The 15,890-nt window shown below is 48.6% G+C and carries 13 protein-coding genes; 6 read left to right on the top strand and 7 right to left on the bottom strand.

All coding sequences use genetic code 11. The features are described 5' to 3' along the window. The first annotated feature begins 223 nt into the window (after nucleotides 1-223). On the top strand, nucleotides 224-2,854 hold the full coding sequence (locus DXN05_RS09660; RefSeq protein ID WP_147313875.1) for a mechanosensitive ion channel family protein: 2,631 nt from the start codon (nucleotides 224-226) through the stop codon (nucleotides 2,852-2,854). Between the two features lie 62 nt (nucleotides 2,855-2,916). Continuing rightward, nucleotides 2,917-3,075, top strand: coding sequence for a hypothetical protein (locus DXN05_RS24630; protein ID WP_158559187.1), 159 nt, complete (start codon nucleotides 2,917-2,919; stop codon nucleotides 3,073-3,075). A 104-nt stretch (nucleotides 3,076-3,179) separates the two neighbouring features. On the opposite strand, the gene DXN05_RS09655 is transcribed toward DXN05_RS24630, so the two are convergent. The 5 genes from DXN05_RS09655 to DXN05_RS09640 all read right to left on the bottom strand — a co-directional run bounded on the left by DXN05_RS09655 (nucleotide 3,180) and on the right by DXN05_RS09640 (nucleotide 7,897). Continuing rightward, nucleotides 3,180-3,860: a dihydrofolate reductase family protein gene (locus DXN05_RS09655; RefSeq protein WP_116847005.1), complete on the bottom strand. Its 681-nt coding sequence runs from the start codon at nucleotides 3,858-3,860 to the stop codon at nucleotides 3,180-3,182. Between the two features lie 64 nt (nucleotides 3,861-3,924). Then, nucleotides 3,925-4,095, bottom strand: coding sequence for a hypothetical protein (locus tag DXN05_RS24625; protein ID WP_158559185.1), 171 nt, complete (start codon nucleotides 4,093-4,095; stop codon nucleotides 3,925-3,927). Between the two features lie 184 nt (nucleotides 4,096-4,279). Beyond that, nucleotides 4,280-4,666, bottom strand: a complete 387-nt coding sequence (locus DXN05_RS09650; RefSeq protein WP_116847004.1) for an HPF/RaiA family ribosome-associated protein — start codon at nucleotides 4,664-4,666, stop codon at nucleotides 4,280-4,282. A gap of 71 nt (nucleotides 4,667-4,737) precedes the next feature. Next, nucleotides 4,738-6,933 (bottom strand): outer membrane protein assembly factor BamB family protein, encoded by a 2,196-nt coding sequence (locus DXN05_RS09645; RefSeq protein ID WP_116847003.1) that lies wholly within the window; start codon nucleotides 6,931-6,933, stop codon nucleotides 4,738-4,740. Between the two features lie 52 nt (nucleotides 6,934-6,985). Beyond that, nucleotides 6,986-7,897, bottom strand: a complete 912-nt coding sequence (locus DXN05_RS09640; RefSeq protein ID WP_116847002.1) for an alpha/beta hydrolase — start codon at nucleotides 7,895-7,897, stop codon at nucleotides 6,986-6,988. A gap of 158 nt (nucleotides 7,898-8,055) precedes the next feature. Here DXN05_RS09640 and DXN05_RS09635 point away from each other — a divergent pair, with 158 nt between their 5' ends. From DXN05_RS09635 to aat, 3 genes are all read left to right on the top strand, one after another. Continuing rightward, nucleotides 8,056-9,966 (top strand): beta-L-arabinofuranosidase domain-containing protein, encoded by a 1,911-nt coding sequence (locus tag DXN05_RS09635; protein ID WP_158559183.1) that lies wholly within the window; start codon nucleotides 8,056-8,058, stop codon nucleotides 9,964-9,966. Between the two features lie 187 nt (nucleotides 9,967-10,153). Continuing rightward, on the top strand, nucleotides 10,154-10,465 hold the full coding sequence (locus tag DXN05_RS09630; protein ID WP_116847000.1) for an ATP-dependent Clp protease adaptor ClpS: 312 nt from the start codon (nucleotides 10,154-10,156) through the stop codon (nucleotides 10,463-10,465). A 56-nt stretch (nucleotides 10,466-10,521) separates the two neighbouring features. Next, a complete protein-coding gene (aat, locus tag DXN05_RS09625; RefSeq protein WP_116846999.1) occupies nucleotides 10,522-11,172 on the top strand; it encodes a leucyl/phenylalanyl-tRNA--protein transferase in 651 nt (216 codons plus the stop codon). A 54-nt stretch (nucleotides 11,173-11,226) separates the two neighbouring features. On the opposite strand, the gene DXN05_RS09620 is transcribed toward aat, so the two are convergent. Further along, nucleotides 11,227-13,500 (bottom strand): Tex family protein, encoded by a 2,274-nt coding sequence (locus tag DXN05_RS09620; RefSeq protein WP_116846998.1) that lies wholly within the window; start codon nucleotides 13,498-13,500, stop codon nucleotides 11,227-11,229. Between the two features lie 432 nt (nucleotides 13,501-13,932). Further along, complete coding sequence (locus DXN05_RS09615) at nucleotides 13,933-15,258, bottom strand: exonuclease domain-containing protein (protein WP_116846997.1); 1,326 nt, start codon at nucleotides 15,256-15,258, stop codon at nucleotides 13,933-13,935. A 294-nt stretch (nucleotides 15,259-15,552) separates the two neighbouring features. Between DXN05_RS09615 and DXN05_RS09610 the strand changes: the two genes are divergently transcribed. Then, the gene (locus DXN05_RS09610; RefSeq protein WP_116846996.1) at nucleotides 15,553-15,801 is read left to right on the top strand and encodes a hypothetical protein; all 249 of its coding nucleotides are present in this window, start codon (nucleotides 15,553-15,555) and stop codon (nucleotides 15,799-15,801) included. Nucleotides 15,802-15,890 lie beyond the last annotated feature (89 nt).

The raw sequence follows: 15,890 nt of genomic DNA, 5'->3' as shown, positions 1-15,890 counted from the left end.
GTAAAACACGCGAATTGCCGTTTTTTCACCTGCAACTGCCCGTTTTTACATCAGTGTAAAAACACCAAATCCCGGCCATTTCCCCATTGTACAGCACACAACCCTGGTTACCCCAACCTGCCATGCCCGTAATTGAAAGCTCCCCCCAACCGCTTGCCCGTAACCTTTGGTTACATTAACCGTTAATAATATCAGTAAATTTAAATACAAAATCCGCAAACGTATGGCTGCACAGCACCGGGGCTTTCTGTACCACATTATGGCAAACCTGCGTTTGCTGATGCCCGTGTTTCTATTGCTCTGCTGCCTGCCCCTTGCCGCACAAATACAGGACAGCCTGCCCAACCAGGACAGTATTATCAAGGTACGCGACAGCCTCATCAGGCAGCGCGACAGCCTGAATGCCCAATCAACCAAAGACACTGCGCCGGGTAATTTTCTGAAAAAAATACAGAAGGTAATAGAAAATGCGCGCACCTCCAGTGTGGCAGATTTGCGGGAAGACAAAACCCGCATGCTGCAGACCGAAATTTTTGAAGCCATCAAGAAAACCGAACAAAAAGCCAAAGCCTACATGAAAGCCGGTATCGATACCAGCGGTATCAACACCGAACTGGCCAATATCAAGGCCTGGCATGCGCTTGCAGGTGATGGTGTTTTTACCAACAGGGGCACCTCACAAACACACCGCAACCTCAATACCACCTTCAACCTGTTGTCAATACTGTATTACCGCGCCAATGTGCGCAAAACAGAACTGGACATTTTCCAGCGAAAACTGGCGCGCTTTCACTACGAAATAGATTCCCTCTCAAGCGACAACTCGCTGTTTATCATGTCGCCGGATTCTGCCACAGCACGCAAATACGTGGAAAGACTGGTAGTTACCGCGTATGAAGTAGCCCCGGTTGACAGTTCGCTGAAAACAGCCATCACCAATGTGGAAGTGCTGCAGAACGCATTAAACTATGAAGTGTACAAACTGGCCGCCAGCCTGGATGAGGTGGAATTATACCAGCGCAGCATTTCGCAGAAAACCTTCAGCCGCGAGTTTTCCAATTTATGGGTGCCTTCCACCTACAACAGGCCCATGCAGCAGATTATCCGTTACTCGTATGCCAAAAGCCTGCTCACGCTTAAATTTTATGTAAACAACAATACAGGAAAAATCTTCCTGTTGCTGCTGCTCATCGCGGTTGCTTCCATTTACCTGCGCTCCCTGAAAAAAATTTATACCGAACGTGAACTGATGCGGAATGATTTATCCGGTCAGCTGGTACTGCGTTACCCGGTACTCTCCGCCGTAATGATCGTATTAAACCTGTTCCAGTTTTTATTCCCGGCGCCCCCCTTTGTGTTCAATGCTATTTTATGGGTATTATCCGCTATCGCATTACACATTATTTTCCGCGGCTTTATTTCAAAATACTGGATGCGTGTATGGCTGCTGCTGCTGGTGCTCTTTGTTGCAGCCTGTGCCGATAACCTTATTTTACAGGCATCGCGCACAGAACGCTGGTGGATGCTGCTGCTGGCCCTGGCCGGTTTGCTTACCGGCACTATTGCTTTAATGAAAGGGCCCAAAAAAGATCTCCGCGAACAATGGATTGTGTATGCCATCGGGCTAATGACCGTGCTCCAGTGCTGTGCTGTTATTGCCAATATATGGGGACGTTACAACTTGGCCAAAACCCTGCTCACCAGCAGTTACTTTAACGTAATTATTGCCATCATGTTCCTGTGGACGGTGCGCCTCATCAACGAAGCATTGAGCCTTGCATTCAGCGTGTACAACGGGCAGGAGAGGAAGCTTTTTTACATCAACTTCGAACGCGTGGGCAGGCAGGCCCCGCCCCTGTTTTACCTGTTGCTCATTGTGGGCTGGTTTATTTTGTTTGGCCGCAACTTCTATGCCTTCCGGCTTATTTCAGACCCCTTCAAAACATTTCTGGCAGCAGAAAGAAGCGTGGGCAGTTACACATTCTCTATCGATAGTCTGCTCATTTTTGTACTCATTATGGGTATCTCCGTGATTACCTCACGCATTGTATCATATTTCGCTTCAGACAAACAACCCTCCGGTGGCAAACCCCAAAAAGAGGGAAGAACAGGTTTGGGCAGCTGGTTATTGCTTGTACGCATTTCTATTATCAGCATTGGCTTATTCTTCGCTTTTGCAGCTGCCGGCTTATCGCTCGATAAAATTACACTTGTACTGGGCGCCCTGGGCGTGGGTGTGGGCCTGGGCCTGCAAACATTGGTGAACAGCCTGGTAAGCGGTTTAATCATTGCATTTGAAAAACCCGTGAACGTGGGCGATGTGGTTGAAATAGGCGGGCAGGGCGGTACCATGAAATCCATCGGCTTCAGAAGCAGTATTATTACTACCTGGGACGGGGCAGACCTGATTATGCCCAACGGCGACCTGTTAAGTTCGCACCTCATTAACTGGACATCTGGCGGCAGCAAAAGAAGAATGAACATTTTAATGGGTGTGGCCTACAATACCGATCTCGAAAAAGCCAGAACCCTGTTATTGCAGCTGTTGAGCGCAGATGAACGCATCATGAAATATCCCGAACCCATTGTGCAGTTCGAAGCGTTTAACAACAGCTCCATCGATATTAAGATCCTGTTCTGGGTACGCCAGCTGCGCGATGCATTCACTGTACGCAGCGATACCATTGCAACCATCAACGAACATTTCAAAAAGAACGACATCAGCATTCCCTTCCCGCAGCAGGACATCCATATTCACCGCATCAGCAATACCGTGGATAAGCCCGCACCTGCCCCACCACCGGCAAAACCAGGCAGCGAGCCGCTCTCCCGAGATATGGGTGTGAAGGAATGAAGACCTCGGGAATAATAATCTTCTGATGCAGCCCTATGCCATTGCTCAAACGGCTCATTTAAATGATGGGGTTAGACAGCACGGCCAGGCAGCAGGATTTCCTTAAAAAATCACAGGCCGCAACCGCCGGTGGTGCTCCCGGCTGCGAAGAAGAGCTTCCTTTGCCCAACGGTCAAACCGCCAACTCCGGCAAAGAAGCATGGAACAAGGTGAAAATCTGAACTGGCAGCAGCAAAAAAATGCCGGTGCGGACACCGGCATTGGCTGTATAATTTAATTCGCCAAGTTCATTCACTATTCACTTTTCACCAGCGATCTTCCACTACTATCGCTCTACTTTGTAGCGCAACCACACCATGTTTCCCTCCAGCACTTCACAATGCAGTAAGGTAAGGTTTGTAAATGCTGATATACCGGGCTTTTGGTTGGTATCAATACTGGTAGGGCTCACGCTTCCATCTGCCACCGGGTAATACACAAAACTGTATTCATCAATTAAACCGGCCTGGTGCATAGAGCCGTTAATGCCACCGCCACCTTCGAGTTTAATCCTGGATATATTAAACAGCTGGTTCAGTTTTTCCAGCACATTGCTGAAATTGATCTCTGTTTTGCCGCCGAAAATATAAGAGATACCAAGGCTGCGCAGGTAGGCCACATAGTTCAATGAAACCGCTTCTGTCAATACCACTATAATGTGATCTCCGTCAATGGTAGAGCTTGCCCATCCCAGCTTGCCATGCTGATCTACCACTACGGCACAGGTATCAGACTGGCAATTGCCTACATGGTCACGCTTCTGCAAATCAGCCGGGGCTTCGGGTAAATCAGGTAAGGGAACTGCAAAATGTTGCTGCATGGTGGTACGGCCACACATCCAGGCCTGGGCTTCGGTTGTTTCACCGGTGCGTTCGTACAGGCCCTGGTCGTTCATGCCCTTCCAGTTTGCGGTTTGTATTCTGCCATCAATTGAGCTCAGCATGTGACATATAACGTATGGTTTCATAGTGTTTCCTGGTTTTGGTTATTGCTGTACAAAAGTAGTCCAGCCGCAGCAATAAACCCAGTTTCTATGCAGTGGCAGCGGCATTTACATCATCCTGGTTGGTGCCTGTAACTACTGCATGCCATTCATTGATCGCTGTATTAAAAGCTGCTGTTTTTTTTCGTTTGGTGCCAGTTCTTTGGCCATGGCTTTGGTAAGTGATATTAATTACATGACCGGAAGTGTACACTGCCATCACCTTTCAACTCAACACATGAGAGTTTCTGTTATAGCTCTGCTTTGCCTGCTTGTACAGGCATGCCACACCAAGATGAACCATGACCCGGTTTCCAAAGAACCGTTGTCAAAGACGGGAAAATAGTATCCCAATAAAAAGCCCGGAATACCCGGGCCTGTTATTATTACGTTTAACACTTTGATTATTTTACCACATCTTCCAGTTCAGGTTCAGTACCATCGCTTTCATCTTCTCCTTCCAGCAGGGCATCCTGTATCGCTGCACTCTCTGCCTTGCGTGCAGCTGATTGCTTGTCTTTCGATTTTTGCAACATCTGTGTCAATACCTCCACACATTCGCTGATAGCTGTTTCAAAATGCGCACCCTGTTTTTTTACAAACGGGTCGTTGCCCGGTGCTTCAAGGCGTATTTCACAGTAATTGCTTTCCGGATCACTGTCTGGCCCTTTGTACAGTGTTACATTGGCGCTTACAATACGGTCGCTTTTCAGCGTGTTCAACTTATCCTTCACAAATGTTTCCAGAGAATCGCCTGCTTTGAACCCTAATGATTGAATAATGATTTCCATGATAAGCTATTTTCTGTTTGTGTTGCCATTATTGTGCCATGCTTACTGTGCAGTGCATTGTTAAAGCCCGGTTATTTCTTATCCGGTATACTGAACGCTACATAACTATCGCCCGAACTGGTGTGCAGCTTACCGCCACCACATGCAATTACCACATACTGTTTACCATTTACGGCATACACAGCTGGCGTGGCAAAGCCGCTGGCAGGCAGCGCATGCTCCCACAATAATTTACCCGTGTGTTTGTTGAATGCGCGTATTTTGGCATCACTGGTTGCAGCAATAAACACAAGGCCACCGGCCGTTACAGCGGGGCCGCCATAATTCTCCGTTCCTGTTACAACACCATGTTGTTCACCGGCAGCTGTTTGTCCCAATGGTATCTGCCAGTCAATATTGCCGGTATTTAAATTTATCGCACTTAAGGTACCCCAGGGAGGGCGTATGGCGGGCGTACCATCTTTCGCAAGAAACTTGATGTACCCGGTGCCCGCATATGGCAGTTGCAGAAAGCTGTCAGGCGCTGCCTTAGGCCCGGTAAATACTGTTGCCTGTGCTTTTTTGTTATCCAGTATAAACGAAGCAATGGCCTGGCGTTCCTGCAGGCTCAGCTGGCGAAAGGCAGGCATCATCCTGCGGCCGTTCAGCAGCAGTGTATCCAGTTGCAAGGCATTGTATTTTTTATTTGCTTCAACCAGCGAAGGATAGTTGCCCCCGCCTTTACGCTCAGGCCCATGACAGGTAATACAGTTGGTTTGATACAAACGCTGACCTGCCTGCAGCCAGTTCTCTGCCTGCTGTTGCGCTGCTTTCACTTCTTTCATATGCAGTATCCAAGGCATTTCATTGGCATTTACATACAACAGCCCTGTCTGCTGGTCAAATGCCGGGCCGCTCCATTCTGCGCCGCCATCATAGCCCGGGAATATGAGCGTACCGGTTTGCGAGGGCGGGTCAAACATATTGTCATGATGCAGCGATTGCAATACTTTTTTCAGGCTGTCCTGTTCGGCAGCTGACAACAATGGATTGATATCTTCTTCGCTCATATGCTGCCTTGCAAATGGCTTGGGCAATACCGGCATGGGCTGCGTGGGATATACTTTCTCACCTTTCAGATCAGACACTGTTGGCACAGGCACTTCTTTTACATCATACAATGGCTTGCCTGTTGCACGGTCTAATACAAACACATAACCGGTTTTGGTGGGCTGTGCTACTGCTTCAATATTTTTACCATCACGTTGTATGGTTACCAGTGCCGGTGGTGTTGGTATGTCTTTGTCCCACAGGTCGTGGTGTATATCCTGGAAATGCCACACCAGTTTACCTGTGGCTGCATCCAGTGCCAGCATGCAATCGGCATAAAGGTTGGCGCCTTTGCGCATGCCGCCATAAAAGTCATAGGAAGCAGATCCCACGGCAGCAAACACTATCCCTTTTTGTTCATCCAGTGTAAAACCACTCCAGCAGTTGGCACCGCCGATATGTTTCCAGGCATTGGGATCTTCCCAGGTTTCATAACCCGGCTCACCAGGCTGTGGTATGGTATGGAAAATCCATTGTTGTTTACCGGTACGCACATCATACGCGCGGATATGCCCGGGTGCTGCATTGGCGCCTTCATCTACCCTGGTGCCGGTAATAATGAGGTCTTTGTAAATAATGCCCGGCGAGGTATTGGTTACGAACAATTGACTTACATCTCTGCCCAGGCCATCATGCAGGTCAATACGGCCTTTGTTCCCGAAAGCAGGGATTGGTTTACCATCTGTTGCACTAATGGCATACAGGTAGGCACCTGCTGTAAAAAGAATACGTTTATCATCCCCGCTTGCCCAGTAACTTACACCACGGATATTGTTCATCACAAAAAACGAGGCATCACCCGATTTCTTATCCAGCGGGTCAAACACCCATTTCTGCTTACCGGTAGCGGCATCCAGTGCAAAGATCTTTTGCTGTGGCGTGCTGCCGTATAACACGTTGTCTACAATAATGGGGTTGCATTGTATCTGCGAATGATTAACCGTATCTGCATCATGGGTATGATACGTCCATGCAACAGCCAGCTGCTGCACATTACCTGTATCAATCTGTGTAAGTGATGAATACCGTGTACCGGCTTTGTTTCCGCCGTATACATTCCACTGATCGCTGTTGGGCTGTTTGCCGCCGCAGGCTGCCATTGCAACCGCTGCGCATAGTATAAAGAAACTTCGTTTGTAAAATAAAAATGGTTGCCTGCTTACCTGTTGTAAGGGCATGCTGTTAATGGTTGATAGCATGGCTAAGCTTTATCGGTGATGGGAGATTGGTTTACCTGGTCCACTGGTTGGTTGCCATCCAGTTGAGGCAATCATTCATCCAGTCAATTTTACTGTTGGGCAAATGCATACCAAATCCATGCTTGCCCTGCTGGTACAAATGCATTTCAGCAGGTACATGGTTGCGCAGCAATGCCTGGTAAAATAAAATGCTGTTCTCAGGACTTACGCCGTCATCGTCGCTGGCATGTACCAGGAAGGTGGGCGGGGTGGCAGCCGTTACCTGCAGCTCGTTAGAAAAGTATTGCACCTGTGCGGTATCAGGCGCCTTGCCCAGCAGCTGCTCACGCGAACCGGAATGACCGATGGTGTTGCTGAAACTGATCACCGGGTATACCAGTATCATAAACGAAGGCCGCAAGCCCGCCGTATCAGCTTCCGGCAGAAAGCTTTTTGTAAAATGCGTGCCTGCGCTGGATGCCAGGTGCCCACCCGCAGAAAAGCCCATTATACCTACACGCGCCGCATCAATATGCCAGGCTGCTGCATGCGCACGTACCAGCCGTAAAGCCTGCTGTGCATCCTGCAAGGCACCAATGCTTTTATCGCGCATGGTTTCGGCATTGGGTATGCGGTACTTTAATACAATTGCCGTTACCCCTGCAGCGGCAAAACGTTTGGCCACATCAGCACCTTCATGACTGGTGGCTTCAATCCAGTAACCACCGCCGGGGCATATAATCACTGCCGCGCCATTGGGCTTCGCAGGTTGATACAAAGTAATACCCGGCCGGGTAATATTGCTGGTAATTTCAATACCATGCTGTATCTCCATCTTTTCCTTATCTGGCGATGGGATACTGTTGGGAATACTGTCTTTGTACAAAGGCAGCCACTGCTGTGCACTTGCAGGTGACACGGCAGCGAACAATAAAAACGGGATCAATCGCAATGTTCTTTTCATGCTTTTAAATAATTGTTAGAATAACATTAATTGCAAAACAGCAATTGAAAATACTATTTTAACAGATACAGGCCCGTGGCAAAATATTTTATGCAGCTGCCATTTTTGCAATGGTATTTTTAAACCAGGCAACTTACCTTCAGGGCAAAATACACCATATGCAAAGAGCCCTGTTGCTGTTTACCTGCCTGTTGTCGGGTTTATATGCTGCCCATGCACAGGTTGCTTCGCACCTGCCATTTAAAGCAGACAGCAGGCAGCCCTATGCAGCCAACCCGGCTACACACCTGCAGTTCGATGGCTACCTTGGCGAAAAATTGCAGTTTGTAACACAACACAGCATTAACGCGCAGGACGTGGCATCACTGGTTGCTCCTTTCAAAGAAAGAAATGAAAGCAGTTTATGGCAAACAGAATTCTGGGGTAAATGGATGCTCTCTGCCGTAAAAGCATATGCATACGATACAACAAACACTGCCTTGCTGCACACCATGCAGCAAGCTGTTACCGGTATACTTGCCACGCAAACGGCAGATGGGTATATTGGCAATTACGCACCCGGCAAACACCTGCAGGGATGGGATGTATGGGGCAGAAAATATACCCTGCTCGGCCTGGTGTATTACTATGATCTTACAGGCGATAAAAAAGCACTGGCAGGTGCAGAACGCTTGCTGGATTATACCTTAACAGAAATCGGTCCGGGCAAAGCCAACATTGTATTAACCGGTAACTTCCGCGGTATGCCCAGCTCTTCCATATTAGAACCTGTAATGCTGCTGTACGAGCGCACCGGCAACAAAAACTATCTTGCTTTTGCACAATACATCGTAACGCAATGGGAAACACCGGAGGGGCCGCAACTCATCAGCAAGGCCCTGCAAAACGTGCCGGTTGCCCAACGGTTTACTACCGCAACACCTGAAGAATGGTGGACCTGGAAAAATGGTGCCAAAGCTTATGAAATGATGAGCTGTTACGATGGCTTGCTGAAGCTTTACCGGTTCACCGGCAACAAAGATTACCTCAATGCCGTGGTGCAAACCGTAGCCAATATCCGCCAAACAGAAATCAATATCGTTGGTTCCGGCGCGGCAATGGAATGCTGGTATGGTGGCCAGTCGCAGCAATACTTTCCATCCATGCATACCATGGAAACCTGTGTTACCATTACCTGGATGAAGCTCTGCTACGAGCTGTACCGCATTACCGGCAACCCGCAGCTGCTCGATGACATTGAGACCACCGCTTATAATAACCTGCCCGGCTCACTATCTCCATCAGGCCGCTTCAGCAAATACAGCAGCCTGCAGGGGTTCAGGGACCTTGATGAGTTTCAGTGCAACATGCACATTAACTGCTGCATGGCCAATGGCCCGCGCGGTTATACCCTGCTGCCCGATGTGGCTGTAATGCAGCAGCAGCAAAATATTTACCTCAACCTGTATAATGCAGCGCACGCACAACTGCAACTGCCGGGCAATCACCAACTGCAGCTGCAGCTTACAACCGGCTACCCCGCTGATGGCGATGTTGCCATTACCCTGCAGCCCGATGCTCCTGTAAACGCTGCCATTAACCTGCGCATACCGGCATGGAGTGCGCATACGCAGGTAGCAGTAAACGGCAAACCGGTTACAGACAGCATTACACCCGGCCGCTATTTCACCTTGCAGCAAACCTGGAAAAAAGGCGATGTAATTACCCTGCATGTTGACATGCGCATTAAAACACAGGTACACCACACCCCGCAGGGCGACTTTGCCGCTTTTACACGCGGACCGGTAGTGCTGGCAAGAGATAGCCGTTTCAGTAGCTACCCCATTGATGCCGCCATCACCAGCACCGGCAGCAACAACGACACGGCAGAACAGGCACCTGCTGCCAGGCCCGGCGCCTGGTTATATTTTACCCGCTACAACAAAACAGGCAGCGGCGAAAACCCGGTGAACATTGATATACCGCTGGTTGATTTCTCCTCGGCGGGAAACAACTGGGATGTTAAAAGCCGCTACCGTGTATGGATACCTGTTGAGTACAACGTGTCCGGTATACCAGCTGAGCATTAAACAATTAAATGCTTCCCCGCTTAAACTTCAAACATTAAACCTCAAACTTTAAAACTGTTCCTCCCATTTCTGTTAAATAATCCCGCTTTACGGCCTATTTTTTAACAACTTGGTAAAAATCACCCTTTCCGGGGAACAAATCTTCCACACAGCACATAATTTGCAGTTGATGCAATAATTTTGCGACATGAGATTTGCTATTAATGACACGTACGATAAGCCTTTTGAAGAAGATGATGTAGCAGTACTCACTGATACCGAGTTTCCCTATTCGCTTATTGTATGGAACGACGAGGTAAACACTTTTGAATGGGTCATTGAAACCCTGGTGGAAGTTTGCGGCCACAGCAGCGAACAAGCCGAACAATGTGCCATGTTCATCCACTTCAAAGGCAAGTATGCTGTTAAACACGGCGATTACGACACACTAAAACCCATGCAGAACGAAATCACCGACAGGGGCATCGGCGCCACCATTGAAGCAATGGTAGACCGCTAAAATTCCCCTTGCCACACACGCAACCGTTTCGTTGAACCTTCCCCCTTTTCACCTGCATGTCCTTACACGTTTTAGACACTCGTTTATGGTTTCCGCCTGTTTCCGATGCCATGGAAGACGGGCTTTTGGCCATGGGCGGCGACCTGCGCAGGGAACGGCTATTACTGGCTTACCGCAAGGGCATCTTTCCCTGGTTTGAAGGAGACATTCCCCTGTGGTGGTGCCCAGACCCGAGGTTTGTGCTGCTGCCGCAAGAATTGAAGGTGAGCAAAAGCATGCAGGTATTGCTTAAACGAAACGCGTTTGAGTTTACCATCAACAAAGCATTTGAACAGGTCATCAGCCATTGCCAGCAGGTATACCGCGAGGGCCAGGATGGCACCTGGATTACCGATGAAGTAAAAGCCGCCTATATCGACCTTCACCACAGCGGCCATGCACACAGCGCTGAAGCCTGGCTCAATGGTGAATTGGCAGGCGGCTTGTACGGCATCCGCATGGGGCAGGTATATTTTGGAGAAAGCATGTTCAGCCTGGTAAGCAATGCCAGCAAATATGCCTTTATCAGCTATGCGCAATACCTGCAGCAGCAACAGGTGCAACTGATCGATTGCCAGGTATATACCAGTCACCTCGAAAGCCTGGGCGCACATATGATTGACCGTACCGAATTCATCTCCCTCCTTGATCGTTTTATACAGCCATAAAAAAGCCCGGCAGGTTTAGTGCCAGGCTATTTATATGCCTTATCGCCGCTGTACCTATTTGCCGAATTTCTTCTTCAGCATTGCCAGCGCATCATTCACGCTGAGGCCAGACAGGTCTTCTTCTTTCTTCTTCGCAGGCTGTTGTTTCTGCTGTGCACCACCACCACTGCCTTTGGGTTTAAAATCACCTTTGCCGCCACTGCGTGCAGGTGCTTCCTGGGTTTGTTTAATAGACAGTGCAATGCGTTTGCGCGCAGTATCTACTTCCAGTACTTTTACCTGTACCTGCTGGTTCAGTTTCAGCACCTCGCTGGGGTCGGTAATATACTGGTGTGCAATTTCACTCACGTGCACCAGGCCATCCTGCTTAACGCCGATATCAACGAACGCGCCAAAACGGGTGATATTGGTTACCACACCAGGCACTACCATGCCCAGCTTCACATCTTCAATAGAATAGATGTTTGCAAACTCAAACTGCTGCACTTCACTGCGCGGGTCAAGACCCGGCTTGCGCAACTCATTCAGGATATCCTTAATGGTATGTTCACCGAATTGCTCGGTTACGTATTTCTTAACGTCTACCTGTTTTACATAAGTGTCGTTGCCAATCAGCGCGCTGATGTCAACACCAAGGTCAGCCGCCATTTTCTCTACCACCGGGTATGCTTCGGGGTGTACGGCGCTGGCATCAAGCGGGTGTGCACCTTCTTTAATGCGCAAGAAACCCGCACACTGTTCAAATGCCTTGTTACCCAAACGTGGTACTTTCAGCAGTTGCTGGCGATCGGTAAAGCGGCCTATTTCATTGCGGTACTTCACAATATTATCAGCCAGTGAATCACCAATGCCGCTCACATAACGCAGCAGGTGTTTGCTCGAGGTGTTAAGGTTAACACCCACGGCATTTACGCAGCTTACTACAGTCTGGTCAAGCTTCTCCTTCAGCCTGAACTGGTTTACATCGTGCTGGTACTGCCCTACGCCGATGCTTTTAGGGTCAATCTTCACCAGCTCTGCCAGCGGGTCCATCAGCCTGCGGCCAATGCTCACCGCACCACGTACGGTAATATCCTGGTCAGGAAATTCTTCCCTTGCAGTTTCTGATGCTGAGTATACAGAGGCGCCATCTTCATTCACCAGGAACACCGGTAAACCCAGTTGCAGCCCTTTGATAAACTGCTCTGTTTCCCTGCCTGCGGTACCATCACCGATGGCAAACACTTCAATATTGTATTTCGCTACCAGTTCTTTGATCTTGTATTCTGCATCGAGCACCCTGTTTTTCTCGTGTACAAAAATCAGGTCAGTTTTCTGCAGTGTGCCTTTCTCATCAAGGCAAACCACTTTACAACCGGTACGGTAACCGGGGTCAATGGCCAGTATGCGTTTGCTGCCCAGCGGTGAGCTTAACAGCAGCTGGCGCAGGTTTTCGGCAAATACGGTGATCGCTTCTTCATCTGCCTGCTGTTTCAGCGCTGTTCTGAATTCTGTTTCCAGGCTGGGCTGCAGCAAACGGCGGTAGCTGTCTTTTACTGCCTTGCGTACCTGGTCGGCAGCAGGGCCCATGCCTTTTACATATTGTTTCTCCACGCTTTCTACTGCATCTTCTTCTACCGGTGCAATAGACATACGCAGGTAGCCTTCCAAAAAGCCGCGCAGTACTGCCAATATGCGGTGTGACGGCATTTTCGAGATGGGCTCGCTAAAGTCGAAGTAATCTTTGTACTTAATACCTTCTGCTTCCTTATCAGTAAGCACGCTGGTTTGAAAGGTAGCAGCGTCTTCAAACATTTTACGCATGCGTGCGCGTACCTGTGCATCTTCGTTCACCTGTTCGGCGATAATGTCACGGGCACCCTGCAATGCTTCATCAACGGTAGTAACCTTGTCGTTGATAAACCCTGCTGCCAGCGCCTGGATGTCGAGGTCGCCCTGTTCCAGCAGGCTGATGGCCAGCGGCTCCAAACCATTCTCACGGGCGGTTTGCGCCTTGGTTTTGCGTTTGGGTTTGTAAGGCAGGTAAATGTCTTCGAGCTCGGTAATGGTGGTGGCTGCATTGATTTTGGCCTGCAGCGCCTCCGTCATTTTGTTCTGCTCGGTAATGGCTTTTTCAATAAAGGCTTTTCGCTCGGTGAATTCTTTCAGCACCCTGGCTTCATCCTGTATATGCTGTATCTGCACTTCATCAAGTGCACCGGTCTTGTCTTTCCGGTAACGGGCAATAAACGGGATGGTGGCTCCTTCGGCCAGCAAGGCTAAAACTGCGTCAACCTGCGGAACACGCAGGTTTAATTTCACGGCGATGGGTTGTGCAAATTCGGTCATATGTTGCGCTATAAACGGGTGCGAATGTAGGTGGACTACCGGAAAAGAAAAAATAGAAAAAACCAAACTTAGGGCCCATTTGGGTAACATGATGGTGCACTTCAATGCCTGCCGGGTTTGTCCGCCGGGGAGGGATTTCGTTTAAGGTTTGAAGTTTAAGGTTTAAAGTTAGGGCGGAGGAAAGATGGTTGATAATCAATGCGATTCTGTACGACCGGCCTGTGGGCAGGGTACTGCCTGGCCTGGTGAAAGCTTTAGGAAAGCTTCCAGATGGCCCGGGCCGATGCCGGGGTAAGGATATGGCAATAAAAAAACCGGTAGAAAACTTTACACTTCAAACGTTAAACCTTCAAGAGGGTAATCAATAGCATGAGACGTTGTACAGATTTCATAAAGCGTAGATTTTGGTTGGTGCTATTTCACACGCAGGTGTTACACGGAGAGGGCAATTTTACGGTCAGGATAACGGTAGGCGTAGTTGCGTATCATGGCATGAATCATTTCATTGCCGGGCATAGGTGTAATCACCTTTTTAATATCATCGAGCTGCAGGCTGGTTTCTTCTTCTACAATGGCCATCCCGTAAAAATGACCATTCTCAACCAGTACATAACAGGTATTGCCAAATTCACTTTCGCGTATCAGGAAGGTTTCCTGCTGTTGTTGCAGCCATTCCAGCGCTTTGGCTACATTAAGGTTGTATACATCGGCATCCATATCCGGCTGCCAGCTGGTATTTTTTTCAATAAAACACAGCACCGGGTGCAGCCCGAACTCCTTTATCAGTTTGCGCAACACGCGGTAGGCATCGGTCAGCATGGCGAAGCTGGTAACAGGTGCCAGGTTCTTTCGTTTTTTATCGATGGCCAGCCGCATATAACCCCTGCTGTCTTCAAATACATACAGGCCATACAATTGCTCGGCGTGCTTCTGGCTGATGTTAAATTCAGGCCACAGCCTTTTTATTTCAACACTTTCAAGAATAGAGGCAGTGAATTCAGATGAACATTCCTTATAGCTGAGCATGTGTATCTCGCGCAGAAATGCCTGCCGCTTTTTTCCTGTATCCAGGCCCGTAAAATGACTGATCACACGCTTTTTCAGGTTCTTCGCCTTACCCACATAAATCACCTTTCCCTTTTCATTATGAAAGTAATAAACGCCGGGCGTGTAAGGCAGTTCCTTAATCAGCTCTTTGGGCAGGTTGGGTGGCAGTATTTGTTCGCGGGCTTCTTTTTTCAGGAACTCCCTGATCATTTTCTCCCCGCCCTGCGCCAGCATTTTATCAAACAGGATGGTTGTGGCTTCCGCATCGCCGGTTGCGCGGTGACGGTTCTCGATCATGATGTCTAATGAGCGGCAGAGATTGCCTAACCCGTACTTCGGCAATCCCGGAAATGCCTTGCGGCTCATGCGCAGGGTGCATAGTTTACGGGCAGTCCAGTCAAAACCCGCATTCTGCAGGTGATACCGTATAAAGGAGTAGTCGAAGTTCACATTGTGGGCTACAAAAATACGCCCCTGCAACAGGCGGTAAATATTGCCGGCTACCTCTTTAAACAACGGTGCCGGGCCTACCATTTCGTTGGTAATACCCGTAAGTGATGCCACATAACGGGGTATGGGCACCAATGGGTTAATGAGTGTGCTGAAACGCCCCTCAACTTTTTCACCATCATGCAGTATGATGGCAATTTCGGTAATCCCGTTGTCCTGGGGATGGCTACCCGTTGTTTCTATATCTACAATTGCATACATCTCTTCAGCAAACTAAAACAAATCCCCGCAGATATTCCATGTGGATAAAAATTGTTTCCGGAAAATTAATGCACTTTTTCGACGATTTTAAACGTTACGTTTTTGCATATGGCAAAATACATGTAGCAACCTGCATCAAATGACCAGCTGATTGTCAACAGCTTATTGAATGCTAATATTTTAGCAGTTCATTTTCACTGTAAAACCGGTGAAAAAACGGGTGCCTGCTGGTGTGCAAAACCACTCCAAATAATCAAAACGTTTTATAATTTCGTACTTCAAAACAGGGTTTTTATGCAACGCTTTTTTCTTCTTATCATATCCGTTTTACTGCTCACCAGCTGCAGCAAAATGAAGGCATTGAAAAAAGCCGGTACCAAAATCAGGGTCACGGTATTTATGTGCACACATAAACTGCCTGCCGAAGCAACAGAAGAAACTGCGCCGGTAACTGAACAGGATGCTACATTGCAGGCACCTTCAGTCAGCTCCCCATCTGTGCCTTCACGCTACAACTGGGATGCTAAAATGGCCATCTGGTAATATTTCAACAATTACTTAAGATCGGCCTTCCCAACGGAAGGCTTTTTTATGCGGCATAGTGCCTGCCACAGCTGTGTTTAGTGGCCGCA

This window comes from Deminuibacter soli, assembly GCF_003412455.1.
Lineage (GTDB): Bacteria > Bacteroidota > Bacteroidia > Chitinophagales > Chitinophagaceae > Deminuibacter > Deminuibacter soli.
Note: the sequence above shows the minus strand (reverse complement) of the source record. Positions and strands in the feature narration are given on the sequence as shown.

Bases quoted from the DNA above. Each gene is read 5' to 3' on its own strand.
- DXN05_RS09655 (WP_116847005.1), bottom strand. From the start codon at position 3,860: ATGAAACCATACGTTATATGTCACATGCTGAGCTCAATTGATGGCAGA.
- DXN05_RS09610 (WP_116846996.1), top strand. From the start codon at position 15,553: ATGCAACGCTTTTTTCTTCTTATCATATCCGTTTTACTGCTCACCAGC.
- aat (WP_116846999.1), top strand. From the start codon at position 10,522: ATGTCCTTACACGTTTTAGACACTCGTTTATGGTTTCCGCCTGTTTCC.
- DXN05_RS24625 (WP_158559185.1), bottom strand. From the start codon at position 4,095: ATGGCAGTGTACACTTCCGGTCATGTAATTAATATCACTTACCAAAGC.
- DXN05_RS09615 (WP_116846997.1), bottom strand. From the start codon at position 15,258: ATGTATGCAATTGTAGATATAGAAACAACGGGTAGCCATCCCCAGGAC.
- DXN05_RS09630 (WP_116847000.1), top strand. From the start codon at position 10,154: ATGAGATTTGCTATTAATGACACGTACGATAAGCCTTTTGAAGAAGAT.
- DXN05_RS09650 (WP_116847004.1), bottom strand. From the start codon at position 4,666: ATGGAAATCATTATTCAATCATTAGGGTTCAAAGCAGGCGATTCTCTG.
- DXN05_RS09635 (WP_158559183.1), top strand. From the start codon at position 8,056: ATGCAAAGAGCCCTGTTGCTGTTTACCTGCCTGTTGTCGGGTTTATAT.
- DXN05_RS09640 (WP_116847002.1), bottom strand. From the start codon at position 7,897: ATGAAAAGAACATTGCGATTGATCCCGTTTTTATTGTTCGCTGCCGTG.
- DXN05_RS24630 (WP_158559187.1), top strand. From the start codon at position 2,917: ATGATGGGGTTAGACAGCACGGCCAGGCAGCAGGATTTCCTTAAAAAA.
- DXN05_RS09620 (WP_116846998.1), bottom strand. From the start codon at position 13,500: ATGACCGAATTTGCACAACCCATCGCCGTGAAATTAAACCTGCGTGTT.
- DXN05_RS09645 (WP_116847003.1), bottom strand. From the start codon at position 6,933: ATGCCCTTACAACAGGTAAGCAGGCAACCATTTTTATTTTACAAACGA.
- DXN05_RS09660 (WP_147313875.1), top strand. From the start codon at position 224: ATGGCTGCACAGCACCGGGGCTTTCTGTACCACATTATGGCAAACCTG.